Annotated in this window: 27 protein-coding genes; 16 read left to right on the top strand and 11 right to left on the bottom strand. The window is 72.1% G+C overall.

Annotated features, from left to right (window positions below):
- Window positions 1-20: 20 nt before the first annotated feature.
- Complete coding sequence (locus tag D3272_RS11945; protein ID WP_129219406.1) at window positions 21-200, bottom strand: hypothetical protein; 180 nt, start codon at window positions 198-200, stop codon at window positions 21-23.
- A 157-nt stretch (window positions 201-357) separates the two neighbouring features.
- Here D3272_RS11945 and D3272_RS11940 point away from each other — a divergent pair, with 157 nt between their 5' ends.
- A complete protein-coding gene (locus D3272_RS11940; protein ID WP_129219405.1) occupies window positions 358-708 on the top strand; it encodes a hypothetical protein in 351 nt (116 codons plus the stop codon).
- Between the two features lie 240 nt (window positions 709-948).
- Window positions 949-1,656, top strand: a complete 708-nt coding sequence (locus D3272_RS11935) for a Crp/Fnr family transcriptional regulator (RefSeq protein ID WP_245496514.1) — start codon at window positions 949-951, stop codon at window positions 1,654-1,656.
- A gap of 61 nt (window positions 1,657-1,717) precedes the next feature.
- Here D3272_RS11935 and D3272_RS27285 read toward each other — a convergent pair whose 3' ends face one another.
- The 7 genes from D3272_RS27285 to D3272_RS11905 form a co-directional block, all read right to left on the bottom strand.
- The gene (locus tag D3272_RS27285; RefSeq protein WP_165361324.1) at window positions 1,718-1,879 is read right to left on the bottom strand and encodes a hypothetical protein; all 162 of its coding nucleotides are present in this window, start codon (window positions 1,877-1,879) and stop codon (window positions 1,718-1,720) included.
- A gap of 322 nt (window positions 1,880-2,201) precedes the next feature.
- Complete coding sequence (locus tag D3272_RS11930; protein WP_129219404.1) at window positions 2,202-2,906, bottom strand: helix-turn-helix transcriptional regulator; 705 nt, start codon at window positions 2,904-2,906, stop codon at window positions 2,202-2,204.
- 98 nt (window positions 2,907-3,004) lie between these two features.
- A complete protein-coding gene (locus D3272_RS11925; protein WP_129219403.1) occupies window positions 3,005-4,441 on the bottom strand; it encodes an aldehyde dehydrogenase family protein in 1,437 nt (478 codons plus the stop codon).
- Between the two features lie 76 nt (window positions 4,442-4,517).
- A complete protein-coding gene (locus D3272_RS11920) occupies window positions 4,518-5,357 on the bottom strand; it encodes a GNAT family N-acetyltransferase (protein WP_129219402.1) in 840 nt (279 codons plus the stop codon).
- A 148-nt stretch (window positions 5,358-5,505) separates the two neighbouring features.
- Window positions 5,506-6,648: an acetylornithine deacetylase gene (argE, locus tag D3272_RS11915; protein WP_129219401.1), complete on the bottom strand. Its 1,143-nt coding sequence runs from the start codon at window positions 6,646-6,648 to the stop codon at window positions 5,506-5,508.
- A gap of 58 nt (window positions 6,649-6,706) precedes the next feature.
- Window positions 6,707-7,612: a GNAT family N-acetyltransferase gene (locus tag D3272_RS11910; RefSeq protein WP_129219400.1), complete on the bottom strand. Its 906-nt coding sequence runs from the start codon at window positions 7,610-7,612 to the stop codon at window positions 6,707-6,709.
- Between the two features lie 135 nt (window positions 7,613-7,747).
- Entirely contained in the window at window positions 7,748-8,224 is a 477-nt protein-coding gene (locus tag D3272_RS11905) for an Lrp/AsnC family transcriptional regulator (RefSeq protein ID WP_129219399.1), read from the bottom strand.
- A gap of 294 nt (window positions 8,225-8,518) precedes the next feature.
- Here D3272_RS11905 and D3272_RS11900 point away from each other — a divergent pair, with 294 nt between their 5' ends.
- Complete coding sequence (locus tag D3272_RS11900) at window positions 8,519-9,847, top strand: NAD(P)/FAD-dependent oxidoreductase (protein ID WP_129219398.1); 1,329 nt, start codon at window positions 8,519-8,521, stop codon at window positions 9,845-9,847.
- On the opposite strand, the gene D3272_RS11895 is transcribed toward D3272_RS11900, so the two are convergent.
- The gene (locus D3272_RS11895) at window positions 9,796-10,743 is read right to left on the bottom strand and encodes a LysR family transcriptional regulator (protein ID WP_129219397.1); all 948 of its coding nucleotides are present in this window, start codon (window positions 10,741-10,743) and stop codon (window positions 9,796-9,798) included. The genes D3272_RS11900 and D3272_RS11895 overlap by 52 nt on opposite strands.
- Window positions 10,744-10,957: 214 nt before the next feature.
- Here D3272_RS11895 and D3272_RS11890 point away from each other — a divergent pair, with 214 nt between their 5' ends.
- The 10 genes from D3272_RS11890 (at window position 10,958) to D3272_RS11845 (ending at window position 19,599) form a co-directional block, all read left to right on the top strand.
- Entirely contained in the window at window positions 10,958-11,914 is a 957-nt protein-coding gene (locus tag D3272_RS11890) for an N-carbamoyl-D-amino-acid hydrolase (RefSeq protein ID WP_129219396.1), read from the top strand.
- A gap of 30 nt (window positions 11,915-11,944) precedes the next feature.
- Window positions 11,945-12,805 (top strand): ABC transporter substrate-binding protein, encoded by an 861-nt coding sequence (locus D3272_RS11885; RefSeq protein WP_245496512.1) that lies wholly within the window; start codon window positions 11,945-11,947, stop codon window positions 12,803-12,805.
- Window positions 12,802-13,665, top strand: a complete 864-nt coding sequence (locus D3272_RS11880) for an amino acid ABC transporter permease (protein ID WP_129219395.1) — start codon at window positions 12,802-12,804, stop codon at window positions 13,663-13,665. The genes D3272_RS11885 and D3272_RS11880 overlap by 4 nt, the downstream gene beginning before the upstream one ends.
- A gap of 29 nt (window positions 13,666-13,694) precedes the next feature.
- Window positions 13,695-14,441: an amino acid ABC transporter ATP-binding protein gene (locus tag D3272_RS11875; protein WP_129219551.1), complete on the top strand. Its 747-nt coding sequence runs from the start codon at window positions 13,695-13,697 to the stop codon at window positions 14,439-14,441.
- Window positions 14,442-14,465: 24 nt separating this feature from the next.
- A complete protein-coding gene (locus D3272_RS11870; protein ID WP_129219394.1) occupies window positions 14,466-15,281 on the top strand; it encodes an ABC transporter substrate-binding protein in 816 nt (271 codons plus the stop codon).
- Window positions 15,268-16,173, top strand: coding sequence for a polysaccharide deacetylase family protein (locus D3272_RS11865; protein ID WP_129219393.1), 906 nt, complete (start codon window positions 15,268-15,270; stop codon window positions 16,171-16,173). Before D3272_RS11870 ends, D3272_RS11865 begins: the two co-directional genes overlap by 14 nt.
- Window positions 16,170-16,844 carry an aspartate/glutamate racemase family protein gene (locus D3272_RS11860; RefSeq protein WP_129219392.1) on the top strand — a complete coding sequence of 225 codons (675 nt, stop codon included), beginning with the start codon at window positions 16,170-16,172 and terminating at the stop codon, window positions 16,842-16,844. Before D3272_RS11865 ends, D3272_RS11860 begins: the two co-directional genes overlap by 4 nt.
- A 22-nt stretch (window positions 16,845-16,866) precedes the next feature.
- Complete coding sequence (locus tag D3272_RS11855; RefSeq protein ID WP_129219391.1) at window positions 16,867-18,291, top strand: amidohydrolase family protein; 1,425 nt, start codon at window positions 16,867-16,869, stop codon at window positions 18,289-18,291.
- A 90-nt stretch (window positions 18,292-18,381) separates the two neighbouring features.
- Window positions 18,382-19,260, top strand: coding sequence for a D-amino-acid transaminase (locus D3272_RS11850; RefSeq protein WP_129219390.1), 879 nt, complete (start codon window positions 18,382-18,384; stop codon window positions 19,258-19,260).
- Between the two features lie 126 nt (window positions 19,261-19,386).
- Complete coding sequence (locus tag D3272_RS11845; RefSeq protein WP_129219389.1) at window positions 19,387-19,599, top strand: hypothetical protein; 213 nt, start codon at window positions 19,387-19,389, stop codon at window positions 19,597-19,599.
- 702 nt (window positions 19,600-20,301) lie between these two features.
- Here the strand turns inward: D3272_RS11845 and D3272_RS11840 are convergent.
- Complete coding sequence (locus D3272_RS11840) at window positions 20,302-20,847, bottom strand: helix-turn-helix domain-containing protein (protein ID WP_207210196.1); 546 nt, start codon at window positions 20,845-20,847, stop codon at window positions 20,302-20,304.
- A 116-nt stretch (window positions 20,848-20,963) separates the two neighbouring features.
- Between D3272_RS11840 and D3272_RS11835 the strand changes: the two genes are divergently transcribed.
- Entirely contained in the window at window positions 20,964-21,842 is an 879-nt protein-coding gene (locus tag D3272_RS11835) for an NAD-dependent epimerase/dehydratase family protein (RefSeq protein ID WP_129219387.1), read from the top strand.
- A gap of 186 nt (window positions 21,843-22,028) precedes the next feature.
- Here D3272_RS11835 and D3272_RS11830 read toward each other — a convergent pair whose 3' ends face one another.
- The gene (locus tag D3272_RS11830; RefSeq protein ID WP_129219386.1) at window positions 22,029-22,430 is read right to left on the bottom strand and encodes a hypothetical protein; all 402 of its coding nucleotides are present in this window, start codon (window positions 22,428-22,430) and stop codon (window positions 22,029-22,031) included.
- A 719-nt stretch (window positions 22,431-23,149) separates the two neighbouring features.
- Here D3272_RS11830 and D3272_RS11820 point away from each other — a divergent pair.
- Together D3272_RS11820 and D3272_RS11815 are read left to right on the top strand one after the other, a co-directional pair.
- On the top strand, window positions 23,150-23,518 hold the full coding sequence (locus D3272_RS11820) for an antibiotic biosynthesis monooxygenase family protein (protein ID WP_129219385.1): 369 nt from the start codon (window positions 23,150-23,152) through the stop codon (window positions 23,516-23,518).
- A gap of 357 nt (window positions 23,519-23,875) precedes the next feature.
- Complete coding sequence (locus D3272_RS11815; protein WP_129219384.1) at window positions 23,876-25,246, top strand: SDR family oxidoreductase; 1,371 nt, start codon at window positions 23,876-23,878, stop codon at window positions 25,244-25,246.
- The last annotated feature ends 33 nt before the right edge of the window (window positions 25,247-25,279 follow it).

Here is a 25,279-nt window from a genome sequence, read left to right as displayed (position 1 = left end):
CCGTTCCCTGGCCCGCCCCGTCAGAGGCTCTTGGCGCCGCCGGTGCCCGGGAAGGCCGGGAGCAGCCGAGGCGCGGGCCGGGCCGGCGCGTCGCGACAGGGCCGGGCCGGCCGGGCCGAAGCCAGGCGGATCCACCGGATCCAGTCCGGCGACACCGGCACCGGAACGGCTTCCGGCTTGTCGAGATCGGAGCAGGCCATCGAATGTTGTTCCGAGATGCGCTAGCCTGAACTCATGCCGTCTCATCGGACTGGTGCCAGGATGAACCCCGCATTCGTCCGCGTTCCATCTCGGGTGAGTCTTCCACGACACAGTGCGGACGGACCGCTCGACAGTGACGGGGCGGGGAGTTTCAGGATGCGATCCATCGACGCGCGAACATTCGTCAGGCCGGCCTGCGTCGCGCGCGCCGTGCTGGCCGCTGCCGCGCTCGCGGCGGTCCCGTCCCTCGGGCAGGCCGCCGACGCGGCGTGCCGGCTGTCGCGGTCCGATTGCGCGATCCTCTACCACGCCATGACCGAGGAGGCCTATGCGGCCGCCGAGGACGAGCGCCACTTCCGCCCCGGCGGCCTGTCCCGCGACGAGCGCAGCGCCGCGCTGATGCGGCGCCACCTCGACCGGATCGACGAGCGCAGCTTCCTGCTGCCGGACCGCATCGCCGACGAATGGATGCGCATCGAGGCCTGCGGCGGGCCTACCTGCCGCTAGAACGCCTTCGCCTTCGCGCGAATTCGCTCGCGCTCTCGCGTCGAGAGCAGTTTCATCGTCCGGGCGCGGCAAGCCGCCGGACGGGCCGGCAGCGCCGCGGCTGCCGTCCCTTTCCCGCGAGACTGCTTTAAGTGAGTGCGGGACGGGTTCCGCCGCCATAGACTTCCGCCATCGTCGGTTGGACCAACGGAGGCCGGCGCCCGAGAGAGGCCCGCGCTCTCCCGTCCGGGGGATCGAAGCGTGCATCCAGGTCGGCCTCCCCGTCGCAATCGCCTGCTCGCGGCCCTCGCGCCCGACGATTACGCCCTGCTCGAGCCGATGCTGGAGCGCGTGCCCCTGAGGTTCCAGTCGCTGTTGATCCCGGCGAACGAGCCGATCCGCGACGTCGTCTTCCCCGAAAGCGGCGTCGTCTCGACCATCGTCGACAGCGAGGAGGGCCGCATCGAGATCGGGCTCATCGGCCGGGAGGGGCTCGTCGGCCTCCCCGTCGTGCTCGGCACCGACCGCATCCCCTGCACGTTCCTGGTCCAGGGCGCCGGCGAAGGCCTGAGCATCGCCGCCCGCGACCTCCGGGCCGCGCTGGCGCAGCGGCCGTCGATCTTCAGGCCGCTGGGGCTCTACACCCAGGCGCTGATGGTCCAGATCGCCCAGACCGCCTATGTCAACGCCCTGTTCGACATCGAGGCCCGGCTCGCCCGCTGGCTCCTGATGATGCAGGATCGCATGGGCGGCCAGGACCTGTACCTGACCCACGAGTTCCTGTCCGCCATGCTGGGCGTCCGCCGCCCCGGCGTGACCGTCGCCAGCCATGTCCTGGAAGGGACGGGGGCGATCCGCAACAAGCGCGGCCACATCGAAATCCGGGACCGCGACAAGCTGCTGGACCTCGCGGGGGACGGCTACGGCAGCGCGGAGCGTGAATACGAGCGCCTGATGGCCGAGGCCTGATGCGCGCCTGGGCGGTGCCGGGTCCGACCGCGCGACCGCGGCCCTCGCGGGCCGCCGCGGATCAACGGCCCCAGAGCAGCCAGGCCAGCGCACCGAGGGCCCCGAGGTTGAGCCCGACGACAGTCCAAACCAGGGACATCCGCCACCTCCTGTCCTGCACGATGGCCGGAGCGCTTTCGCCAGCGGCGACCTCGCTCCAGCCTGGAACCGGGAGCAGTGTCATCGACTTGGAACCGCCGAGGCGACCCCAGGAAACCCATATTGCTGTAAGGCAGGCTCGACCTCGGCGGCAATCACAAAAGTTGCTTTTGGTTGACGGAGGGCCAAAGATAACTGGTTTACGCAATCTGACATCGCGCACAGACCCGGTCACATCCCCCAAGGACCTGTCGCGCTGTCGTCGAACCGGCGCTTCGTCTTCAGCTTGGAACAGGCTCGCGTGCGGTAGCCGGTGTCGGCTGTCCCGGCATCGGCTCGGCCGTCGCAAGCCGACGGGACCGCGCTCGACGCGGAGCTGAAGCGCATGCGCCGAAGGTGAAGGCGCTTCAAGGCAGCATGGCGGACAGCAGGCCGACCAGTTCGGCCTGGCGCGCCGTGCCGGTCTTGTCGAAGATGGCCCGCAGGTGGACCCTTGCGGTTATGTAGGAGATGCTCAAGGTGCGGGCCGTCTCCGGCAGGGTCAGCCGGCCGTCGCCGATGACCCGGCACAGCTGGGTTTCAGCCGGCGTCAGGTCGAAGAGACCTTCGAGCACGCGGGCATCCACCGGCCCGCGCGCCGCCACCGGGGCGAGCAGCAGCACCGATGCGGCCCCGACGAAGACGTCGAAGGCGGAGCGGCGCACCGGGATGAGGTGGGCGATCACCGCGGCCGCGCCTTCCGTCGATCGCACCGGGACCGATCGCGTGCCGCTGTCGGCCCGCCGGTCGGCCAGCCCGATGCGCGTCCGGCGCTCGACCGCGACCGCCGGCATCAGGGCCTCGAACAGGGCGTTGGCGGCGAGCGGACGGCCGTTCGCCCCCAGCACGGCGGCCGGCAGCCCGACGACCTCGGGCGCGTCGGCGGCGGCGCGGGCGCGGTCGAGGCCGATGCGGGCCGAGAACAGGATGGAACGGGCGAGGTGCGGCCTCAGCGCATTGGCGTGGCGCAGCATGGCGGCCGGGATGGCGCCGGCCTGGAACGGCTTCTGCACCGTGACGGCGAAGGTGTCGCCGGTGGGGCGCGCGTGCGCGGCCCGACCGCAACGATCCATGGGACAGAGACTGCGGATGCCTGTCGACTCCCGGTGGGAACCGCGCAGGGCTCCGGACTCGGGTCGCCAGGGTCGATGTCCTGGTCCGCGGGGTCGGCTCAGGCCGGGCCGTAGCCCACGATGGCCTTGGTCTCGAGATATTCCTCCAGGCCCGCCACGCCGAATTCGCGGCCGTTCCCCGAGCGCTTGTAGCCCCCGAAGGCCGCCTCGCCGTCCCAGACCGGGTTGTTGATGAGGACCTGGCCGGCCCTGATGCCGGCGGCGAAGCGCCGGGCGCGGCCGAGGTCGCCCGACTGCACGTGGGCGCCGAGCCCGTAGACGGTGTCGTTGGCGAGCCGCAGCGCTTCCGCGTCGTCGCGGTAGGGCATGATCGACAGCACCGGGCCGAAGATCTCCTCGCGGGCGATCCGCATCCCCGGCGTCACATCCGAGAAGATCGTCGGCCTGGCGAAGAAGCCACGCTCGAGCGGCGCCGGCCGGCCGAGCCCGCCCGCCACCAGCGTCGCGCCGTCCGCGATGCCGGCCGCGATCATCTCCTGCACGCGCCGGTACTGCGCGCCGTTGGCGATCGGCCCCATGGTGGTGGCCTCGTGGCGCGGGTCGCCGACCCGGATCGCCGCGCAGGCCTCGGCCGCCAGGGCCTCGACCTCGGCGAGCCGCCCGGCGGGCACGAGCATGCGGGTCGGCGCGCTGCAGGACTGGCCGACGTTGCGGAACGCCGCCAGCACGCCCGGCCCGATGCATCGCGCGAGGTCGGCGTCGTCGAGGATGACGTTGGGCGACTTGCCGCCGAGCTCCTGCACGACCCGCTTGACGGTCGGCGCCGCCGCCTGCGCGACCAGCACCCCCGCCCGGGTCGACCCCGTGATGGACACCATGTCGACGCCCGGATGGGCCGACAGCGCCGCCCCGACGGTCTCGCCGGTGCCGTTGACGAGGTTGAAGACGCCGGGCGGCACGCCGGCGTCGTGCATGAGTTCGGCGAACAGCAGGGCGCTGAACGGCGACAGCTCGCTCGGCTTCAGCACGATCGTGCAGCCCGCCGCGAGCGCCGGCGCCACCTTGGCGGTGATCTGGTAGAGCGGCCAGTTCCAGGGCGTGATGAGGCCGCAGACGCCGATCGGCTCCTTCACGGTGGCGGTGGTGCCGCGGTGGCTCACGAAGGCGTAGCGCGCCAGCACGTCGATCGCCACCCGGACATGCGCGAGCGCGAAGGGGACCTGGGCGGCGACGGCGAAGCCGACCGCGGCCCCCATCTCCCCCACCAGCGCGTCGGCGAAGCGCCGGCTCCTGCCCTCGAGCAGGTCGGCGATGCGCCCGAGCAGCGCCGACCGTTCGGCGACGGAGGTGCGCGAGAAGGCCGGGAAGGCCCGGGCCGCCGCCGCCACGGCGCGGTCGACGTCGTCCGGGCCGCCCGCCGCCACATGTCCGGCGACCGCCTCGGTGCTGGGATCGATTACGGCGATCAGCTCCGACGTCGACGGCCGCCGCCAGTCGCCGTCGATGTAGAACCGGTCCGACGTCGGGATGTCCATGGTTTCGCCTGTTCTCGAGGTCGCGCCTGCGCCCCGGCCTGTTCCGAAGGCGGCCGAGTGCCTCGGCCGGCGAGGGTCAGCCGAGCGCCTGGCTGGCGAGGCCGTAGATGCGGGCCGGGCCCGGTTCGCCCGCCGGGCCCCGGGTCATCTGCACGCTGTGGTTCACGGAGGCGAGGCCGCTCCCGGCGAGCGCATCCACGAAGCGCCCCTCCGTCACGGTCGCGTCGACCCGCACGAAGGTCCCGTGATGGGCCTGCAGGTGGGGGCCGACGAGCGCGACGGCGTCGGCTTCGTCCCGGCACACGATCGGCCCGACGACGTGGCCGTGCCCGAACCCGCGGCACACCGCATAGCCGCAAACCTCGCCGTCCCGCTCCAGCACGGAGGTTTCGCCCTCGGCCAGCAGGCGCGCCAGCAGCGCGGCCCGGTCGCCGCCGCTCGCCTGGCCGTCGAGGGCCAGGATCGCCGGCCGGTCGCCGGGCCCGGCCGGCCGGACGGTGGGCGACGGTGGTATCGCTCCCGCCGACGCCACGCCCTGGTGCTGCGCCACGGCCCCCGTCACCCGGAAGCCGAGGACCTCGTAGAGCGGTCGGCCGGCCACGGTGGCGGTGAGGCGCAGGGTCCGGTCGCCGGCGGCGGCGATGAGCCGGGTCATGACGCCGCGGCCGATCCCGCGGCCCTGCAGGCCGGCCGTGACGATGACCATGCCGACCGTGGCGAGACCCTCGCCATAGGGCCACCACATGCCGGCGGCGACGACCGCGCCGCCCGCTTCGGTCCCGACGAAGCCCTGCCCGATGCTTTCGAACAGCCGCAGGTCGTCCGGCCGGTGCGGCCAGCGCATCTCGGCCGACAGGGCGTGGACCGCCGCGACGTCGTCCGGCGCCAGGGCCCGAAATGTCACGCCATCCGTCATCCGTGCCTCCGTGGCCGTCCGCCTCCCGACCAGTCCTACCGGCCGCGCCGGCGCGCCGGGTGCGGCTTTGCGGCCCGTCCGCCGCGGCGCCGCGCCTTTCGGCGGCGGGAGACGGCAGGATCTGCTGCGGCGCGGCCCGCCGCCGCCCTCACGCGACCGCGGCGGCGAAGCGGAGCAGCATGGCGCGGCACGCGTCGAGGTCCGACAGCGCGATGGATTCGTCCGGCCGGTGCGCTTCGGTGATGTCGCCGGGGCCGCACACGATGGCGGGCACGCCGGCGGCCTGGAACAGGCCGGCCTCGGTCCCGTAGCTGACGGCGCCGAGCACCTCCCGGCCCGACACGGCCGCGACGAGGCGGCAAAGCTCCGAGTCCGCCGGGAGGTCGAGGGCGGGATAGGCCGACAGGACCTCGCAGGTGGCGGCGTAGCTGCGCCCGGCCGCCCCGTGCGGCGCCAGGATGCGCCGGACCTCCGCCGCCACCTCCTCGACAACCGCCAGGGGCTCGACGCCGGGCACGGCCCGCACCTCCCAATCGACGCGGCAGGCGTCCGGCACCGTGTTGACGGAGGTGCCGCCCCCGATGATGCCGACCTGGAGCGTGGTGGCGCGCGGCAGGAAGGCGTCGTGGAACGGCCCCTCCGCGGCGAACCTGTCGTGCCGGGCGCGGATGGCGAGGACGACCTCGGCCGCCGCATGGATGGCGTTGTCGGCGAGGTCCGGCCGCGACGAATGGCCGGACCGGCCCGTCACGACGACGCGGCCGGCGGCCTTGCCCTTGTGGCGCAGCACGGGACGCAGCCCCGAGGGCTCGCCGACGAGGCAGCCGAGCGGCGGGGCGCAGAGTTCGGGCAGGCGGGCGATCATGTGGCGGACGCCCACGCAGCCGACCTCCTCGTCGTAGGACAGCGCGAGATGGAGGGGGCGGGACAGGGTCGGCGGCAGGTCCGCCACGGCCGACAGCGCACAGGCCACGAAGCCCTTCATGTCCGTGGTGCCGCGCCCGACGAGGCGGTCGCCGACGCGCCTCAACCGGAACGGATCGCCGGTCCAGCCGTCCTGCGCCACGGGCACGACGTCGAGATGGGCCGACAGGATGTAGCCCGGCACGTCCCGCGGCCCGAAGGTCGCGAAGAGGTTGCTCCGGTCGCCCTCGGGGCCGGGGATCTCGGTCACGGCGGCGCCGAGGGCGGCGAGGTGGTCCCGGACATAGGCCACGATATCGCGGTTCGGCGTGCGGCAGACCGAGGGGAAGCCGACCAGCCTGTCGAGGATGTCCGTCATGGTCTGCATGGGTCCGCTCCCGTCGGGCGCCGCGGCGCCGATGCCGCGCGCGATGTGGTGGATGCCGTCATCCGAGCGCCTGGCTGGCCAGGCCGTAGGTGGTCGGCGCCGCCCCGGGCCGGCCGGGACGCAGCCAGGGCCGGCCGCGCGACATGGTCTCGACCGTGTCGTGGAGGGGGAGGCCGCAGCGCGACAGGAAGGCCGGAAAGTCGCCCTCCGCCTGCCGTGTGTCGAGCCGCAGGAAGCCGCCGTCCGGCAGCGCCATGAGGGGCCGGGTCACCGCGACGGCTTCCGCGTCGCCGGACGCCACCACGGGCCCGATGACGGCGCCGCGGCCGAAGGGCCGGCGCAGCGCGAAGGCCTCGACGCGCCCGTCCCGCACGAGGACCCGGCCCTGCGACAGGGCGAGCAGCCGGCGCAGCACGGCCGGGCGCGCCGCCCCGAAGGCGGCGGCGTCGAGCGCCACCAGGGCGGGGAGGTCCGCCGGCTCCGCGTCGCGCGACAGCGTCCCTTGGGGCATCGCTCCCGCCGGCAGCGTCCCTGACGCCAGCCCCCCGTCGCCGGGTGCCGGACCCACCTCGCCCTGGTGCTGGAAGACGGGGCGCTCCGCCCTGAACCCGAGGCCGTGGTAGAGGCGGGTCGCGGCCCGGGTCGCGTTGAGGCCGATCGGCCGGTCGCCGGCCGCGGCCAGCACCGCCCCCGTCAGCCAGGCGCCGGCGCCCCGCGCCTGCAGGCGCGGCGACGTGATGACCATGCCGACCGTCGCGAAGGCTTCGGCCTGGGGGAACCACATGGCCGACCCGAGCACCCGGCCGATCTCGTCCAGCGCCGCCACGCCCTGGCCGAGGTCGATCAGGAGGCGCCAGTCGTCGGCGCGGTGCGGCCAGCCGACCCCGACCGACAGCGCGTGCAGGGCCTCGACGTCGACCCCGGCGATGTCCACGGCGGTCAGTTCGAAGGGGTCGAGTCGCATGGGTCCGGCGCTCCTGATCGGCCGTGCACGACCGTCACGGCAGGGAACACGCTCGCGCGCGGCAGAAACGGCCGAAAACGGCCCCCGCCCCGCCACGATGCCCCGAAGACGCCCGGCGCTCGGCGTCACGGGACCTCACAGCTGGAACAAGCTCTTCAGCGGCAGGGTCGTGCGGGCGATGGGGGTCTTGAGCACCACGAAGCTGAAATACTTGTCGATGCCGATGTCGAGGTCGATCAGCCGCTCCATCATGGCCTGGTATTCGACGATGCTGCCGGTCACGAACTTCACGAGGTAATCGTAGCCGCCGGAGATAAGGTTGCACTCCATCGTCGCCTCCTCGCGCTCGATGGCGGCGAGGAAGCGGGAGAAGTCCACCTGCCGGTGGTTCTTCAGCGTGAACTCGGTGAAGATCGTGCAGACCTGGCCGAGCCGGTCGGTGTTGATCCGGGCCGCGTAGCCGTCGATGTAGCCGGACGACTGCAGCTTCTTCACCCGGATGAGGCAGGGGCTCGGCGACAGGTTGACCAGGGTGGCGAGCTCGACGTTGGTGATGCGGCCGTTCTTCTGCAGCTCGGACAGGATGTTGATGTCGATGCGATCGAGCTTCATGGGCGGTCCGATGCTGGAAGCCGGACTCCGTCGTGCCCCGGGGTCCGAGCGCCAGTCTACGACACTTCGCCCCGGCGCGCCTTCGCCTTCGGGCGCTCCGCTCCAGCTCCCCATCGGGCGCGGGGCGGCGGGGACGGCCGCATAAAACGCCGTCCGGGCCGCACAATGCCGGAGGTTCTGCCGCGCCGGCCGCGCCGCACGGCGCCGACCCGCCCGCCCACGGGCCTATAAGGGCGGGCCGGACGGCACGCCCGATCGTTCCGCGCCGCGCCTGCCGGGCAGCCGGAGATCCCCATGCCAGCGCCGCTCCTCGCCATCGAAACGACGCCGACCCTGCCGAAGGCCGCCGACGTCGTCGTGATCGGCGGCGGCGTGGTCGGCGCCTTCGCGGCCTACTACCTGGCGCGGCGGGGCGTCGACGTCGCCCTGCTCGAGAAGGGTCGGATCGGCGCCGAGCAGTCCAGCCGCAACTGGGGCTGGTGCCGCCAGCAGAACCGCGACGCCCGCACCCTGTCGCTCGCGTCCCACAGCCTGGACCTGTGGGGCCGGCTGTCGGCCGAACTCGGCGAAGAATCGGGTTTCCGCCGCTGCGGCCTCCTCTACCTCAGCGAGGACGAGGCCGAGATCGCCCGTTGGGCGGCCTGGCGCGAGGTCGCCGCGCAGGCCGGCGTCACCACCCACATCCTCGACCGGCACGAGGCCGCGGCGCGCGGGGCCGGCACCACGCGGGCCTGGAAGGGGGGCGTCTTCTCGCCCTCCGACGGCATCGGCGATCCCGCGCGGGCCGCGCCCGTGGTGGCCCGCGGCGTGTTGGCGGCGGGGGGCAGCGTGCACCAGATGTGCGCGGCCCGCGGCATCGAGACGGAGGCCGGCCGGGTCAGCGCGGTCGTGACCGAGCGGGGCACGATCCGCACCCGCACGGCCGTGATGGCGGGCGGCGCCTGGGCCTCGTCCTTCTGCCGGCAGCTGGGGATCCGCTTTCCCCAATCGTCCGTGCGCCAGTCCATCCTGGCCATCCGGGACGCCGTCGCGGGCCTGCCGGACGCCCTGCACACGCCCGGCGTGTCGATCACGCGCCGCGGCGAGGGCGAGGGCCACACGCTGGCGATCAGCGGGCGGGGCAGCGTCGACGTCACGCCCCAGCACATCCTGTTCTCCCGCGAGTTCGCGCCCATGCTGGCCCGGCGCTGGCGCCTGCTCCGGCCCGGCGGGGCCGAAGGCCTGCGCTGGAGCCACGGAACGCTCCGGCGCTGGCGCCTCGACGCGCCGACCCCGATGGAGCGGCATCGCATCCTCGACCCGCGGCCCGACCCGCGCCTGATCTCCGAAACCCACCGCCGGGCCGTCGCCCTGTTGCCGGCGCTGCGCGGCACGACGGTGGCGGCGGCCTGGGCCGGCTACATCGATTCGACGCCGGACGGCGTGCCCGCCATCGGCGAGGTCACGGGCCTGCCCGGGTTCCTGCTGGCGGCGGGGTTCAGCGGCCAGGGGTTCGGGACCGGGCCGGGGTCGGGGCACCTCGTCGCCGATCTCGTCACGGGCGCGACCCCGACGGTGGACCCGCGCCCCTATCACCCGGACCGGTTCGCCGTCTCGGCCTGGGGCAAGGTCGCGGAATTCTGAACCCGGCCCGGCTTCAAAGCCTGGGTGGCGCGGTGGATTTCGGCCAGAAAGGTTTCGGCCAGGCGCGACAGCGGGCGCGCTTCGGACCAGAGCACGTGGGACACGGCGGGCGTTTCGGGCCGGAAGGGACGGACCGCCAGCCGGTGGCTGCCGCCTTGGACGGGCGAGAAGGGGTCGACGACGGCGGCCCCGGCGCCCGCGCCGGCCAGCACGCAGGCGGTGTTGCAGTAACGGACCTCGATCGCCGACCGGAAGGGCGTGCCGGTCGCCGCGAAGCTCGCCCTCACGGCCTCGCCGAGGCGCGTCCCGCGCTCCAGCGCGATGAAGGGATGGCCGGCGAGATCGGGCGGCGATACGGCCGGCAGGGCGGCCAGGGCATGGTCGGGCGGCATCACGCAGACCATCTCGCCCCGCGCCATCACCGTGGAGGCGATGCCCGGGTGGTGATCGAACCCCAGGGCGAAGCCCAGCTCCGCCACGCCGCTCGCCACGCTCTCGATGACGCCCTCGTAGCGGCGCACGTCGAAGAACACCTGCACGCCGGGCCGCGCCGCGACGAAGCGGCCCAGCGCCGGCGGGATGACGCTGTAGCCGAGCGGCGGCGTCGACACGAGGCGCAGGTGCCCCGAGCGGCCGTCCCGCAGGTCCCGCACCCTCGCTTCGAGGCGGCCGTGCAGGGCGAAGATCGTTTCCGCCTCGGCCTGCAGGTCCAGGGCCTCGGCCGTCGGGAACAGGCGGTTGTTGCTGCGCAGGAACAGCGCGAAGCCGGCCCGGGCCTCCATCGCCTTCAGGGCGTTGCTCACCGCCGGCTGCGACATGCCCAGCTCCCGCGCCGCCGCGACGGTGGTGGAGCACAGGATCAGGGCGCGGAGAATCTCCAGCTGTCTCAGCGTCATCGATCATTCCGGTGAATAGCGATCGCGGAATCAGCATAGCACGATGGATTGCCCGAGACCTCCCGGCATGCAATTTTCATGCGAGACCGGCGGCGAGAGCCGGCCCCGGGCATGTCGAAGCCGACCTTCGATACCTGCCTGTGAACAGGCGCGCGTTCGAAAGCTGGCGCGTGTCGGCACCGGCCCGACACACGCCGAAGCCCCGAGGTGCATGATGAGCCGAGTGCTGCGGATCGCCGCCGCCCAGATGGGCCCCACGCAGAAGGCGGACAGCCGGGCGGCGACGCTCGCCCGCATGATCGCGCTCCTCGAGGAGGCGGCGTCCCGCGGCGCCACGCTGGCGGTGTTCCCGGAACTCGCCTTCACGACCTTCTTCCCGCGATGGCTGATCGACGGCGCGGCGCTCGACGCCCATTTCGAGCGTGGCATGCCGAACCCGGAGGTCCAGCCGCTGTTCGACCGGGCCGCGGCGCTCGGCATCGGCTTCCACGTCGGCTATGCGGAGCTCACCCCCGAGGGGCGGCGCTTCAACACCGCCATCACGGTCGAGGCCGACGGGCGCATCCTCGGCCGCTACCGCAAGGTCCACCTCCCCGGCTCGGTGGAGCCGCGCGAGGGCGCGCGCTTCCAGCAGCTCGAGAAGCGCTATTTCGACTACGGCGACGCCGGCTTCCCGGCCTTCCGCGCCGGGCCGGCCTGGCACGGTGCCATCACCGGCATGATGATCTGCAACGATCGGCGCTGGCCGGAATCGTGGCGCATGCTGGGGCTGCAGGGCGTCGAACTGGTGCTGGTCGGCTATAATTCGGCCGCCTACGACCCCAACGGCGGCACCACGGAGGATGCCGGGCTGCGCACCTTCCATTCCAGGCTCGTCGCCCAGGCCAATGCCTACATGAACGCCACCTGGGCGGTCGCCGTGGCCAAGGCGGGCGAGGAGGACGGTTCGGGCCTGATCGGAGGCTCCTGCATCGTCGACCCCAACGGGCTCGTCGTCGCCGAGGCCACGACGCTCGGCGACGAGGTGGTGGTGGCGGATTGCGACCTCGACCTGTGCCGTCAGGGCAAGGACAAGATGTTCAACTTCGCGGCCCACCGCCGGCCGGAGCACTATGGCGCCATCACGGAGCGGGCCGGCGTGGTCGAGCCCGTGCCCGCCACGCTCATCTGACCCACCGCGGCGCCCGCCGGGAGATTGCCGATGATGCTCGCTCGCCTCGCTGCCGTCGCCGCGGCCGCCCTCGTCACCTCAGGCCTTGCCTCCTCAGGCCTCGTCGCTTCAGGTCTTGCCGCCTCCGCCGCCGAGGTGCCGGACGCCGTCCGGCAGGCGGGGACGCTCCACGCCAGCGTCAACGCCATCTACCCGCCGATGGAATACAAGGATGCCGCGACGGGGCGGCTGACGGGGCTCGACATCGACCTCGGCGAGGCGCTGGCGAAGCGGCTCGGCCTCACGGTGGCCTGGTCGGACAGCGCCTTCGAGCAGCTCATCCCCTCGCTGAAGACCGGCCGCGCCGACCTCCTGATCAGCGGCCTCACCGACACGCCGGCCCGCCGCGACACGATGGACTTCGTCGACTACCTCAGGACCGGCCCGCAGTTCTACGCGCTCGCCGCCAGCCCCGCCAAGGCCGCCGAGGACCTCTGCGGCCTGAAGGTCGGCACCAGCCGCTCCACCTCCTTCCCGGCCGAGATCGCGGCCTGGAGCCAGGCGCATTGCGTGGCGGCCGGCAAGCCCGCCATCGTGGTCGTGCCGGCCGAGAGCACGGTGGATGCCCGGGCGCAGCTGAAGCAGGGCCGCATCGACGCCGCCGTGCAGGGCAGCGAGACCGTCCCTTACGCCATGAGCCTCGAGCCCGGCGCCTTCCGGGCGCTCGGCGCGCCCTTCGCGACGGGCGCCCAGGGCATCGCCTTCCGCAAGGACGAGGCGGCGCTGCGCGATGCGGTCGCCGACGCCCTGCGCGGCCTCATGGCGGACGGCACCTACGGGACGATCGTCGCCAGATACGGGCTCGGCGGCAATGCCGTCGGCTCCGTCGCCGTCAACGGCGCCCATCCGTGACGACGGGGGCGCCCGTCCCCCTGGCGGCCGGTTTCGGCGACCTGTCGGAGCTGAGGACGGCCCGGCGGGCCCATGGGGGCCGCTGGCTGGCCGCCGCCCTGATCCTCGCCGTGCTGGCCCTGCTGGTCCGGGCCTTCGCGCGCGGCCAGATCGAGTGGGACTACGTGGGGCGCTTCCTCACCGTGCCGGTGATCCTCGACGGCATCGTCGCCACGGTGGTGATGGCGGTCTGCGCCATGGCGCTCGGCATCGTCCTCGGGGTCGCGGTGGCGATCATGCGGCTCACGCCGAACCCGGTGCTGCGCGCCGTCGCGGCCGGCTACACGTGGCTGTTCCGCGGCACGCCGGTGATCCTCCAGCTGCTGCTGTGGTTCAACCTCGCCCTAGTGTTCCCGGTGATCGGCATCCCGGGCCTGTGGTCGGGGCGGGCCGTCGACCTCATGACGCCCTTCTTCGCCGCCCTGCTGGGGCTCGGCATCAACCAGGGCGCCTACACGTCCGAGGTGGTGCGGGCGGGGCTGCTCTCGGTCGACCAGGGCCAGTACGAGGCGGCCCAGACGATCGGCATGGGCCGGATGACGGCGCTGCGGCGCATCATCCTGCCCCAGGCCATGCGGGTCATCATCCCGCCGCTCGGCAACGAGTTCATCGGCATGGTGAAGACGACGTCGCTGGCCAGCGTCATTCAATATCCCGAGGTGCTGCACAACGCCGAGAACATCTACTACGCCAACAGCCGCGTCATCGAGCTGCTGATCGTCGCCGGGATCTGGTACCTCGCGGTCGTGTCGGTGCTGACGCCGCTGCAGATGCTGCTCGAGCGCCGCTTCGCCCGCGGCGTGGCAGGGGGTCGACGGTGAACCCGGTCCCGGCCCGGCCGCTCGTCGCCATGCGCGATGTCGCGGTCGCGTTCGGCCCGTTCCAGGCGCTCCGCGGCGTGTCGCTCGACGTCGAGGCCGGGCAGGTCCTGTGCTTCGTCGGCGCCTCGGGCTCGGGCAAGACCACCCTGCTGCGCACCGTCAACCAGCTCGTGCCGGTGGACCGCGGCGCCATCTACCTCGACGGCGAGCTCCAGGGCCGCCGCCGCGTCGGCGACAGGCTGCATGCGCTGGGCGAGGGCGAGATCGCCCGCCAGCGCATGAACACCGGCATGGTGTTCCAGCGCTTCAACCTCTTCGCCCACATGACGGCGCTGCAGAACGTCACGGAAGGGCCCGTGCAGGTGCAGCGCCGCCGGCCCGCCGAGGCCCGCGCCGAGGCCCTGGACCTGCTGGCCCGCGTCGGCCTCGCCGACAAGGCCGGCAACTACCCGGCCCAGCTGTCGGGCGGGCAGCAGCAGCGCGTCGCCATCGCCCGGGCGCTCGCCATGAAGCCCAAGCTGATGCTCTTCGACGAGCCCACCTCGGCGCTGGACCCCGAACGCGTCGGCGAGGTCCTGGCCGTGATGAAGCGACTGGCCCGCAGCGGCATGACCATGATGGTGGTGACGCACGAGCTCGGCTTCGCCCGCGAGGTGGCGGACCGGGTCGTCTACATGGACGCCGGCGCCATCGTCGAATCGGGGTCGCCCGCCGAGGTGCTGGGCGCCCCCAGGGAGGCGCGCACGCGCGCCTTCCTGTCCGCCGTGATCGCCTGACCGACCTGCCCGAAGGACACCCGCATGAAACGCCTCCTCGCCATCGCCGTCCTCGGGCTGTCGCCCGGCCTCGCCCTGGCGGCGCCGGACCTGCCCGCGTCCCTGAAGGCCAGCGGCGTCCTCAAAGTGGCGGTGACGCCGAACTACCCGCCGATGGAGTTCCGCGACCCCGCCACCAATGCCCTGACGGGCTTCGACGTCGGCCTCGCCGAGGCGCTGGCCGCCAAGCTCGGCGTCAAGCTCGCCTGGCAGGAGACGGGTTTCGAGGCCATGATGCCGGCCCTGCAGACCGGCCGCGTCGACGCCATCATCTCGGGCATGAGCGACCTCGCCTCGCGCCACGAGGCGTCGAGCTTCGTCGACTACCTGCGCTCCGGCCCGCAGTTCTTCGTGCAGCAGGCCCGCGCCGACGAGTTCAAGGACATGGCGGCGCTCTGCGGCCACAAGGTCGGGACGAGCCGGCGCACCTCCTTCCCCGGCGAGGTCGCGGCCTGGAGCGCGGCGCATTGCGCCGACAAGCCCATCACGGTGGTGGGGACGGAAGGGTCGGGCGACGCCCGCACCCAGCTGAAGCAGGGGCGCATCGACGCCGCCGTGCAGGGCAACGAGACGCTGCCCTACGTCATGGGCCAGGAGCCCAAGGCCTATGCGCCGGTCGGCGCCGCCTTCGGCACGCAATATACCGGCATCGCGGTGTCGAAGGCGGATCCGGCGATGCGGGACGCGCTGGCGGCGGCCCTCGACGCCCTGATCGCGGACGGCAGCTACAAGGCGCTGCTCGACAAGTGGCAGCTGTCGGCCGACGGCGTGGAGAAGGCGACGATCGATGCCGGGCAGTGACGTGGAGGCGCGCCGCGCCGCGATCGACGCCATCCCGGTCCGCCCCGCCAGCGCGGCCGCGCCGGCCCTCGCCTTTCCCTGGCCCGAGCCCCACCGCGCCGCCATGTTCCTCAGCTTCGACGTCGACGCCGAGAGCGCCTGGACGGGCGGCAACCCCGCCCATGCCGACAGGCTGGTGACGATGAGCTACGGCGGCTACGAGGCCCGCGTCGGGACGCCCAAGCTGCTGGAGCTGCTCGACCGGCTCGGCCTGACCGCCACCTTCTTCATCACGGGCTGGACGGTCGACGCCTACCCCGCCATGGCGGAAAGCATCCTCGAGGCCGGACACGAGATCGGCCACCACGGCTACCACCACCTCCTGCCCGACCCCGGCAGCCCCTTCATCGTCGAGGAGGTCGAGCGCGGCCTCGACGCGCTGAAGCGCCGGCTCGGCGTCGTGCCGAAGGGCTATCGCGCGCCCTCGGGCGAGTTCTGCGAGGAGCTTCGCGCCCTGCTGGTCCGGCACGGGTTCCTCTACTCGAGCTCGTTCCGCGACGACGTGCGCCCCTACCGCCACGTGCTGGCCGACGGCGCGGCCGGCACGATCGAGCTGCCGGTGACGGCCTCCTACGACGATTGGGTGCTGGGCCTCTCGACCCGCGTCAGCCCGCGGCCCATCCTGTCCCGCGAGCAGGTCCTGTCCATCTGGACGGACGAACTCGACGAGATCCGCGACTGGGGCGCCATGGTGACCACCGTGCTGCACCCGCAATGCAGCGGCCGGCCGATGCGGATGCGCCTGCTGCGCGAGTTCCTGCTCTACGCCCAGGGCTGCGGCGACGTGTGGATCGCGACCGGGGCGGAGATCGCGGGCCGCTTCGCCCGGTTCGAGGCGAGCGGACCCCGATGAGCGCGCGCGCAGCCTCGCCGGGCCGCATCCTGGTCCTCAACCCCAACAGCTCCGAGGCCGTCACGGCCGCCATCGACGCCGCCGTGGAGCCCCTGCGCCAGCCCGGCGGCCCCGCCATCGCGGTCGACCGGCTGCGGTCCGGGCCGCCCGGCATCGCCACGCAGCGCGACGCCGACAGCGTCGTGGTGCCGCTCTGCGACCTCGTCGCGCGCGACCCCTCCGACGCCTTCGTGCTGGCCTGCTTCAGCGATCCCGGCCTCCACGCGGTGCGCGAGGCCGCGGGCGGCCGGCCCGTGATGGGCATCGCCGAATGGGGGCTGCTGCGCGCCCTGACGCTCGGGGACCAGTTCGGCATCGTGGCGCTGTCGCCGGCCTCGGTGCAGCGCCAGGCCCGCTATGTCCGCCAGATGGGGCTCGGCGCCCGCTACGCCGGGTCCTGGCCCATCGCCGCCACGGCCGAGGAGACGGCGGGCGAGGCGGTGCGGGACCGGCTGATCGCGGCGGCCCGCCACCTCGTCGCCGACCGGGGCGCCGGCGTCGTGGTGCTGGGCTGCGCCGGCATGGCGGGCCACCGCCGCGCCGTCGCGGACGCGATCGGCCGCCCCGTGGTCGAGCCCACGCAATGGGCGGTCGCGGCGGCGCTCGGCGCCCTGCGGCTGGCGGCGAGCTGACGGGCAGGGGGAGACGGACGCGATGCAGCACGGCCCGACCCTCTCCGGCGGCGCCCCCGCCCCCGCCTCCGGCACGGCGGCGGTCTTCGGCTCGCACGTCCTCGCGCTCGTCGACGGCGTGCAGACGGTGCTGCGCGACCATTGGGTGCTGGTGGAGGGCGACCGCATCGCGGCCGTCACGCCCGGGCGCCCCGCCGGCGCCGACCGCGTGCTCGACAGGCCCGGGCGCTTCGTGCTGCCGGGGCTGATGAACCTGCACAACCATTGCTTCAGCGAAGCCGTGGCCCGCACCCACACGGAGGACGGCGCGGGGCGCCGGAACAACCAGAGCATCGTCTACACGGTGCTGCTGCCGCTGACGAAGCGCGGCATCGAGATCCTGTCGCGGGACGAGCGCATGGCGGTGGCGCGCCTGGGCATCCTGCAGCTGCTCAAGGGCGGCGCCGCCACCGTGATGGAGCCCTTCCGCAACGGCATTCCGGAGATGTTCGACGCCGCGCTGGAGATGGGCATCCGCTTCTACGGCGCCCCCTACCTGTTCTCGGGGGCCGCCCCGCAGGCGGACGCGACCGGCCGCGTCGACTACGGCACCGCGGACGGCGGCGAGGCGGACCTGCGCCGCTGGAACGACCTCCACGCCGCCTGGGAGGGGCGCGACCGGGGCCGCATCCGGCTCGCCATGAGCCCCCACGCCACCGACACCTGCGCGCCCGACCTGCTGCGCGCCGCGGCGGGGCGGGCGCGCGAGCTCGGCGCGCCGATCACCATCCACCTCGCGCAGAGCAAGGCGGAGGTGGCGACGATCGCGGCGCGGCACGGCGGGCGTACCCCGGCCGAATATCTCGACGGGCTCGGCCTGCTCGGGCCCGACCTCCTCGCCGCCCATTGCGTCGACTGTTCGGACGCCGACCTCGACCTCATGGCGGCGCGCGGCGCCTCCGTGCTGAACTGCCCGCGCGTCTTCGCCCGCGCCGGCACGGCCGCGGCCTTCGGCCGGTTCGCCGGCCGCGGCCTGCGCACGCTGGTCGGCACGGACGGCTACAACATGGACCTTCTCGGCGAACTCAACGCAGCCGCCACCGTGTCCAAGCTCGTGTCCGGCCGGGCCGAGGCGGCGAGCGCGCCCGAGCTGATCGGCGCCGTCACCCACGCGGCGGCGGCGGCGATCGCGCGCCCGGACCTCGGGGCGATCCGGCCCGGCGCCAAGGCCGACCTCACGGTCGTCGACCTGTCGGGCCCCCTCACCCAGCCGCTGCACGACCCGCGCCGCGCCCTGGTCTGGCTCGCCAACCGCGCCGACCTCGACGCCGTGATGGTGGACGGCCGGCTGCTGATCGCGGAAGGTCGCGCCACGATGGTCGACGAGGCCGCGGTGACGCGCGCCGGCGCCGCCGCCATCGCCAGGATCTGGGACCTGCCCGAAGCCCGGGCCGCCTTCGCGGGCTGACGCCAGGACCCCTGCGGCGTGCCTCCCCCTCCCTCATCCCCCTCCTCCACTCCCCTCCCCCGGCCGACCGCCCCACCCTTCGGACATGCCATGGACCGCACCATCTACCTCGACGGCGCCTTCGTGCCGGCCGCCGACGCCCGCGTCTCCGTCATGGACCGCGGCTTCCTCTTCGCCGACGGGATCTACGAGGTGTCGGCCGTGCTGGACGGCCGCCTCGTCGACAACGACGCCCACCTGGCGCGGCTCGACCGCTCGCTCGCCGCGATCGGCATCGCCAACCCGCACGCGCCGGAGGCCTGGGCGCGGCTGCAGGCGGAGCTCGTGCGGCGCAACGGCCTCGCGGAGGGCGTGGTCTACATCCAGGTGACGCGCGGCGCGGCGGAGCGCGACTTCGGCTACGGGCCGGACCTCGTCCCCACCGTGGTGATGTTCACGCAGCCCAAGACCATCGTCGGCGCGCCCGTCCAGGCCAGCGGCGCCAGGGTGGTGACGCGGCCAGACCTCCGCTGGGCGCGGCGCGACATCAAGTCGGTCGGGCTGCTGGCCCAGGTGATGGCGAAGCGCGAGGCCGCCGCGGCCGGTGCCGCCGAAGTCTTCATGGTCGAGGACGGGTTCATCACCGAGGGCGGGTCCTCCACGGTCTTCGTCGTCACGGCGGCAGGCGCGCTCGTCACGCGGCCGCTGTCCCACGCCGTCCTCCCCGGGATCACGCGCCTCGCCGTCATGCGCCTCGCCGCCGAGGCGGGCCTGGCGCTGGACGAGCGCGCCATCGCGGTCGACGAGGCGGTCGCGGCGCGGGAAGTGTTCTTCACCAGCGCGTCGAACTTCGTCGTGCCCGTGGTGGCGATCGACGGCAGCGACATCGGCGACGGGCGCCCCGGACCGCACGCCCGGCGGCTCATGGCGCTCTACGTCGCCCTCGCCCGGGCGGAAGCGGAGGATCGCGCCGGGCAGGCGCCCGGCTGACGGGGCCGCGCCGCGAGGCCGCCATGACCCGGCGCCGGACGCGTCCGGTCCGGCGCCTGGACGGATCACATTTCTACACATAGGTTAGGAGATCGCCGCGTCGGCTGAGAGGAAGAGGGGGCCCGCATGACCCAAGTGCTCGACCAGGAGTTGCCCCTCGAACTCAGGCTGAGCGGGCACCGTGTCCGGTTCAAGCGCGACGTGACGGGACGGGTCAAGGCGACGTGCCGGGCCTTCCCGCAGATGCTGGTGCGGGACGATCAGTTCGACGACGTGGTCCGCAAGGCCAGGAAACGCATCCGCCAGCTCATGGCCACCCGCATCGCCGAGCGCGTCTGACCGAAGCGCCGTCGTCGTCCGGACATCGGACCGCGGGGACGCCCCGCCCGCCTGCGGCCGCGGCGACGGCCGGCGTGGGTCAGGCCGCCGCCGACACGCGCCGGCTCGAAAACGCGGGTGGATTGACGGGATGCAGTCTCAGTCGAGGGTGAAACGTCCCGAGCAATGCACCCGACAATGTCGGGTGATGCTGGTGAGATCGTGCGCTCTGATGTGAGTGTAATCAAACTCAACCGACAAGGCGGCCGCTCTCGACCCGATCGGGCCGTAGATACGGGGATCGACTCGCCAGGTCGTCACGGTAGAGGAAGCGCGCCTTGAGCCCGGCTTATGGTGGGTTCGTTTTGGATGGTTCGCTTCGAAAAGTTCGTTTTGGGTGGTGGGCCTTGAGACCCAAGACGCACTAGAGCAGATCGCGATCAGGTCGAGTCACCTGATCGCGTGAAGATGCTCGCAAAAACATGGCACTAGAGCTGAAGTCGCGGGCCAAGGCGAGCGGCGACAGCTCTAGAGCGCTTTCGCCTTCGGCGAATTCGCTCCAACTTCGAATCCAGAGCAGTTCCATCGGCTTGGAGCCGCCAAGGCGACTCGAAGAAGCCGATACTGCTCTAGCGAGGCGGTCCGCCCAAGGTATACGCAAAGCGAACCGGGATTTCCGACTGGTTTCGACCCACGCCGGACATTGGTCTTACGGCAAACAAATTAGCTTAAGGCCCGTGTCACCGAGCGCAACTCGTCGAGGGCTGCCAGAGCATACGGCTCCAGCCCAATATCGTCCGCACCGTCGGCCTCAACCCACGAAGCGTAGCCTTGCTTAAACGCCAGGAGGCCCAACTCGGCCGCGACACGCGCGGCAAGTGCCGGCACGCCGCGGGTCGCGAGGGCGTCCGCCATCGCCGCCGCCAAGCCGACGCTCTTCAGCGCATCCCGCTCCTGCAATTCGGTGCTCGCCGCCACGGCGGCCTTGATGCGAGATCCGAGCTTGCGGCTCACTGGCCCCATCTCACGAGACGCGCGCCTTAGACCTTCGGCCACGGCGGCAAGCGGCGTGGCGTCCGGGGAGGCTGCGCTGATGCCCTCGGCGAGAAGCCGACTCAACGTCGCCTGCCCAGCCACCAGCAGCTCACGCTTGTCGGAGAAATGTCGGAAGAAGGTGCTCTTCGTAACGCTTGCTCGCTCGGCGATCTGGGCGACGGTCGTGGCGTCGTATCCGTGCTCGAAGAAGAGATCGACGGCGGCGACAACCAAGCGTTCGCGGGCTCCGGGCTCCCATCGGACCATCAGCTTCCCTTTGTGATGGGACTCTTGTGCCATCAGTTTGCATGTGCGACAGGACAAAGGTCGCATCACCGAGAGGGAATTATATGCGTGTTTTCGTTACCGGCGGAACAGGCACGATCGGCGGTCCCGTTGTCGCCGAACTCCTCCGACATGGCCACACCGTCCTGGCGCTGGCCCGCTCGAACCGCTCGGCGGATGTGTTGGAGCGCGCTGGTGCCGAGGTGCTCAGGGGCGGACTCGATGACCTGGACGTGCTGCGAGCTGGTGCAGCACAAGCCGACGGCGTCATCAGCCTCGCCTTCACGCCCAACTACGGCACCGCCGAGGGGCTCGCGGCTGCCATCGCGGAGGAGGGTGCCGCCATGGCGGTTCTGGGCGAAGCGCTGATCGGCAGCGACCGTCCAGTCGTCACCGTCTCCGGCACGCCCTGGGTGGCGGGACGCGCGTCCACCGAGGCAGACCCGCTACCGCTGCAAGGGCCAGTCGCCGGCCGGGCGCAGTCCGTCAACGCTCTTTTGGCCCTCGCCTCGCGTGGGGTCCGCGCCATCGCCGTGCGGATGCCGCGGACCGTTCACAACAAGGGCCAGGGGGGCTTCGCCGGCCTCCTAGCCGATCAGGCGCGGCAGAGCGGCCTCGTGGGCTACCCCGGCGATGGCCAGCAGCGATGGCCGGCCGTTCACGCCCTCGATGCGGCAAGCCTGTTCAGGATCGCGCTCGAGTCGGCACCGGCGGGCACGTCCTGGCACGCCGTCGCCGACGAGGGCGACGCGGTGCGCGACATCGCCGTCGTGATCGGCCGGCGCCTGGAACTGCCGGTCCAGGCCGTGCCCGACGAGACCTTTGGTCCCTTCGGGCCGATCTTCGCCATGGACCAACCTGCATCTAGCGCCCGTACCCGTGCAGCGCTGGGGTGGAAACCGGTGGGTCCGAGCCTTCTCCAGGACCTGGAGAACATTCAATGATTGCCTTCGCGATCGAGCAGCCGGACGACGATCGAGATCGGTAGCATCGTCCTGCGGCCTATAGCGCAGGACTGACCCCACACCGAGAAGGCAGCTTCGGGCCGAAACCGACCAAAATGCCGAGTTCGCTATGGGTATACCCAAAGCGGACCGTCGAGGTCCGAAGCGGGGTTGGCATGCGGCCCCTCACGGGTCCATCCGCACGTCCACGAAGGTCTCACGAACGCGATCCAGGACACCGATGTCGTCTGTCTCGACCTCGCACCACGAACTGTCGATGGCTCGCACGGTCACCCAGGACGTGTCCTGACCATTCTCGTGGGCTGTGAACTCGCCCAGATGACCTGCGCGACCCGACCGAGGAGATCGAGCAGCAGCGTCCCCGAGATCCGATCCGACGAGCTTGCGAGGTGTTCGAGACGCTCGGCCGCTTCGTCCCCGAGAGCCGTCACGACGCGTCCTTGGTGCCAGCGCGCCGAGTTCGATGAACAGCGCCGAGCCATGACCACGCCAGACATGCGAGACGGGCATGCCGATCGCGGCCGAGCGGTCATGTTCAAGCGGCTCGCTCATGCTGCCGATCAGCATCGAAGATCGAGTGGCCCGCAATCTCTTCCTCTCGCTTGCGATCTGCCAATGTCGCTGGCTTCACCAGTCCCAGGCGGAACGCGGAGGAGATTGACGCCGAACTGACTCAGACCTGCAGCGTCGCCAAGAAGCTTCCGCTCGTGGTTGCGACAGGGGGCATCGAATGGCGGCGGGTAGTCGGTACCGCGCTCGACATCAACGGCAGAGAGATCGAGCTTGCTGTGCATAGCGTCGACTCACGATTGCTCACGCGAGAAGCTAGCGCATGTGGCTGGGGTGCAGCAAGCAGCGTGCGGCGGCATCGGGAGTGGCCGCGCCCAACCAGCGGCAACCGAAGTGCCCGGTTCTGAAGTGCCCGGTTCTCTTGGGGGTATGCCCGGAGGACACCGACGCGGTCGGGCGGCGAGGCCCTGCCTAGCCAGTCGATCTGGCAAAAGATCAGACCTCTGCCCGGGGGTTTGCCCCTCTGACCCGTTTCGCCAGGCCCAGGCCGGCTGATGGTGGCCTGACGCGGGCGGCCTTCCGTGCCGTCACGCTCCGCTCGACGACCAATTTGACAACACTCTGTCAAATTGGCAGGATTGTGCGTCGCTTCCGAGAAGGACGACCCGCAGGCGCTCATCCGCCGACAATCGGAAGCGCGCCGGTGCCGCTGCGACCGGTCCAGGTGCCGAGGAGCGCTCGGCCGCCCCCACCCTTCGACACCACAGGAGCCCGACATGCCGATATTCATCGAGATGGACGCGAGCGTCACCCTCGCCCAGCAGCTCAAGGAGGACGGTGGCCCTGTCGTGCTGATCAACAGCTTCACGGTTCCCGACGCCGCGATGGACCAGACGCTGGCCGCCTGGGCCCGCGACGCGGCCGTGATGCAGCGCCAGCCCGGCTTCGTCTCGACCCAGCTGCATCGCGGCATCGCGGGGAGCGGACTTCTCCTCAACTACGCCGAGTGGGACTCGGTCGCCAGCTTCCGCGCCGCCTTCACCAACCCGGAGTTCCGGGCGCAACTCGCCGCCTATCCGGATGGCATCACGGTCAGCCCGCACCTGTTCCGCAAGGTCGCCGTGCCCGGCATCTGCGGGGGCTGAGCAGGCGGGGCAGCCCCCGGCCGGGATCGGGTCGGGTCCGAGGGCACGGCCGTCGACGGGCCGGCGGTGGGCGTCGTGCCTGGAGCAGCATCGGCTTTCTCCCGAGTCGCCTTGGCGACTCCAAGCCGATGGAACTGCTCTCCACTCGAGCGCTGGAGCGAATTCGCCGAAGGCGAAAGCGCTCCAGGTTTGAACGATTCTCCGCACCACCTCGTTGATCGCGGCAACTGGGATGGAAGGCACGGCAGGGATGGCGACCGGACATCCGGACCCGACGGGGTTCGGGCACGCCGTCCGCGCCCGCATCGCCGGCAGGTGCGCCCCCTGCCCCGTCCCCGTGTCGAACAGGGAGTCGTCATGTCCGTTTCACTCAAGCCGATCGCCGATCAGGTCATCGTCATCACGGGGGCGTCCTCCGGGATCGGCCTGGCGACGGCGCGCATGGCGGCGGCCCGGGGGGCAAAGCTCGTCCTGGCGGCGCGGAGCCGGGATGCGCTCGACACGCTGGCGCGGGAGATCATCGCGGGAGGGGGCCAGGCCCTCGTCGTGGTGGCGGACGTCGCCAAGCAGGACGACGTCGCCCGGATCGCCCAGGGCGCCATCGAACGGTTCGGGGGCTTCGACACCTGGGTCAACAACGCCGGGACCGGCATGTACGGGCGGATCGAAGGCATTCCGGTCGAGGAGATGAGGAAGCTGTTCGACGTCAATGTTTGGGGCGTCGTCCATGGCTCGCTCGAAGCGCTGAAGCATTTGAAGACGCGCGGCGGCGCCCTCATCAACCTCGGTTCGGTGGAGTCCCACCGCGCCATCGCCCTGCAGGGCGTCTATTCCGCGACGAAACACGCCGTCAAGGCGTTCACGGACGAGTTCCGGGCCGGGGTCGAAATGGACGGCGCGCCGGTGTCGGTGTCCCTCGTGAAACCGGCGGCGATCGACACGCCCTTCACGGTCAACGCCAAGAACTACCTCGACAGCGAGCCCCAGCACGTCCCTCCCGTCTATGCGGCCGAGACCGTGGCGGACGCGATCCTGCATTGCGCCACCGTGCCGACCCGGGACATCTTCGTCGGGAGCGGCGGCAAGATGATCGCCGAGGCCGAGCATTTCGCCCCGGGCCTGGTCGACAAGGGCATGGCCTTCGCCGTGGCACCGGCGACGCCGAGCGGCCACCCGCCGCTGCGGGCAGCCGACGAGAGCATCCTCGACCGGCCCTCCGAACGACTGGTCACGATGGGGAACTACCCCGGGCACACGCAGAAGGTGAGCCTCTACACCAAGGCGATGGAACATCCCGTGCTGGCGAGCGCCATCGTGGCCGGCCTGGGCCTCGCGGCCGGCACCCTGCTCAAGACCCTGCCGCACAGCCCGGCGACGATCACGGGTTCGGTCGACGCGACGATCGCCAAGGCGCTCCACATCCACCTCGAAGCCCGGCCGGGCCACGAGGAGGACGTGCAGGACCTCCTCGACGACATCCTGGCCTGCGTGGGACGCGAGCCGCGGACCGGACCCTGGTACGGCGTCCGCTACACGCGCACGACCTTCGGGATCTTCGAAGCCTTCCCCGATGACGCCGCCCGACAGGCCCACCTCGGCGGACGCGGCGCGGCGATCCTGATGGAGCGATCGAACGACCTGCTGGCGCGGCCGGCCCGCATCGACAAGCTCGACGTCCTGGTCAGCAAGGAACTGTTCGCGGGCCGGAGCGCGCGGGTGCGAGCCTGACCTCGGCCGGTCCGGTCTCGGCGACGGCGATCC

Source organism: Lichenibacterium ramalinae, assembly GCF_004137085.1.
Classification (GTDB): Bacteria; Pseudomonadota; Alphaproteobacteria; order Rhizobiales; family Beijerinckiaceae; genus Lichenihabitans; species Lichenihabitans ramalinae.
Note: the sequence above shows the minus strand (reverse complement) of the source record. Positions and strands in the feature narration are given on the sequence as shown.

What these genes read in the sequence shown, in the direction of transcription:
- D3272_RS11945 (WP_129219406.1), bottom strand. Translation starts at nt 200, where the DNA reads ATGGCCTGCTCCGATCTCGACAAGCCGGAAGCCGTTCCGGTGCCGGTG.
- D3272_RS11940 (WP_129219405.1), top strand. Translation starts at nt 358, where the DNA reads ATGCGATCCATCGACGCGCGAACATTCGTCAGGCCGGCCTGCGTCGCG.
- D3272_RS27285 (WP_165361324.1), bottom strand. Translation starts at nt 1,879, where the DNA reads ATGACACTGCTCCCGGTTCCAGGCTGGAGCGAGGTCGCCGCTGGCGAA.
- D3272_RS11930 (WP_129219404.1), bottom strand. Translation starts at nt 2,906, where the DNA reads ATGGATCGTTGCGGTCGGGCCGCGCACGCGCGCCCCACCGGCGACACC.
- D3272_RS11925 (WP_129219403.1), bottom strand. Translation starts at nt 4,441, where the DNA reads ATGGACATCCCGACGTCGGACCGGTTCTACATCGACGGCGACTGGCGG.
- D3272_RS11920 (WP_129219402.1), bottom strand. Translation starts at nt 5,357, where the DNA reads ATGACGGATGGCGTGACATTTCGGGCCCTGGCGCCGGACGACGTCGCG.
- argE (WP_129219401.1), bottom strand. Translation starts at nt 6,648, where the DNA reads ATGCAGACCATGACGGACATCCTCGACAGGCTGGTCGGCTTCCCCTCG.
- D3272_RS11910 (WP_129219400.1), bottom strand. Translation starts at nt 7,612, where the DNA reads ATGCGACTCGACCCCTTCGAACTGACCGCCGTGGACATCGCCGGGGTC.
- D3272_RS11905 (WP_129219399.1), bottom strand. Translation starts at nt 8,224, where the DNA reads ATGAAGCTCGATCGCATCGACATCAACATCCTGTCCGAGCTGCAGAAG.
- D3272_RS11900 (WP_129219398.1), top strand. Translation starts at nt 8,519, where the DNA reads ATGCCAGCGCCGCTCCTCGCCATCGAAACGACGCCGACCCTGCCGAAG.
- D3272_RS11895 (WP_129219397.1), bottom strand. Translation starts at nt 10,743, where the DNA reads ATGACGCTGAGACAGCTGGAGATTCTCCGCGCCCTGATCCTGTGCTCC.
- D3272_RS11890 (WP_129219396.1), top strand. Translation starts at nt 10,958, where the DNA reads ATGAGCCGAGTGCTGCGGATCGCCGCCGCCCAGATGGGCCCCACGCAG.
- D3272_RS11885 (WP_245496512.1), top strand. Translation starts at nt 11,945, where the DNA reads ATGATGCTCGCTCGCCTCGCTGCCGTCGCCGCGGCCGCCCTCGTCACC.
- D3272_RS11875 (WP_129219551.1), top strand. Translation starts at nt 13,695, where the DNA reads ATGCGCGATGTCGCGGTCGCGTTCGGCCCGTTCCAGGCGCTCCGCGGC.
- D3272_RS11870 (WP_129219394.1), top strand. Translation starts at nt 14,466, where the DNA reads ATGAAACGCCTCCTCGCCATCGCCGTCCTCGGGCTGTCGCCCGGCCTC.
- D3272_RS11865 (WP_129219393.1), top strand. Translation starts at nt 15,268, where the DNA reads ATGCCGGGCAGTGACGTGGAGGCGCGCCGCGCCGCGATCGACGCCATC.
- D3272_RS11860 (WP_129219392.1), top strand. Translation starts at nt 16,170, where the DNA reads ATGAGCGCGCGCGCAGCCTCGCCGGGCCGCATCCTGGTCCTCAACCCC.
- D3272_RS11855 (WP_129219391.1), top strand. Translation starts at nt 16,867, where the DNA reads ATGCAGCACGGCCCGACCCTCTCCGGCGGCGCCCCCGCCCCCGCCTCC.
- D3272_RS11850 (WP_129219390.1), top strand. Translation starts at nt 18,382, where the DNA reads ATGGACCGCACCATCTACCTCGACGGCGCCTTCGTGCCGGCCGCCGAC.
- D3272_RS11845 (WP_129219389.1), top strand. Translation starts at nt 19,387, where the DNA reads ATGACCCAAGTGCTCGACCAGGAGTTGCCCCTCGAACTCAGGCTGAGC.
- D3272_RS11835 (WP_129219387.1), top strand. Translation starts at nt 20,964, where the DNA reads ATGCGTGTTTTCGTTACCGGCGGAACAGGCACGATCGGCGGTCCCGTT.
- D3272_RS11830 (WP_129219386.1), bottom strand. Translation starts at nt 22,430, where the DNA reads ATGCTGATCGGCAGCATGAGCGAGCCGCTTGAACATGACCGCTCGGCC.
- D3272_RS11820 (WP_129219385.1), top strand. Translation starts at nt 23,150, where the DNA reads ATGCCGATATTCATCGAGATGGACGCGAGCGTCACCCTCGCCCAGCAG.
- D3272_RS11815 (WP_129219384.1), top strand. Translation starts at nt 23,876, where the DNA reads ATGTCCGTTTCACTCAAGCCGATCGCCGATCAGGTCATCGTCATCACG.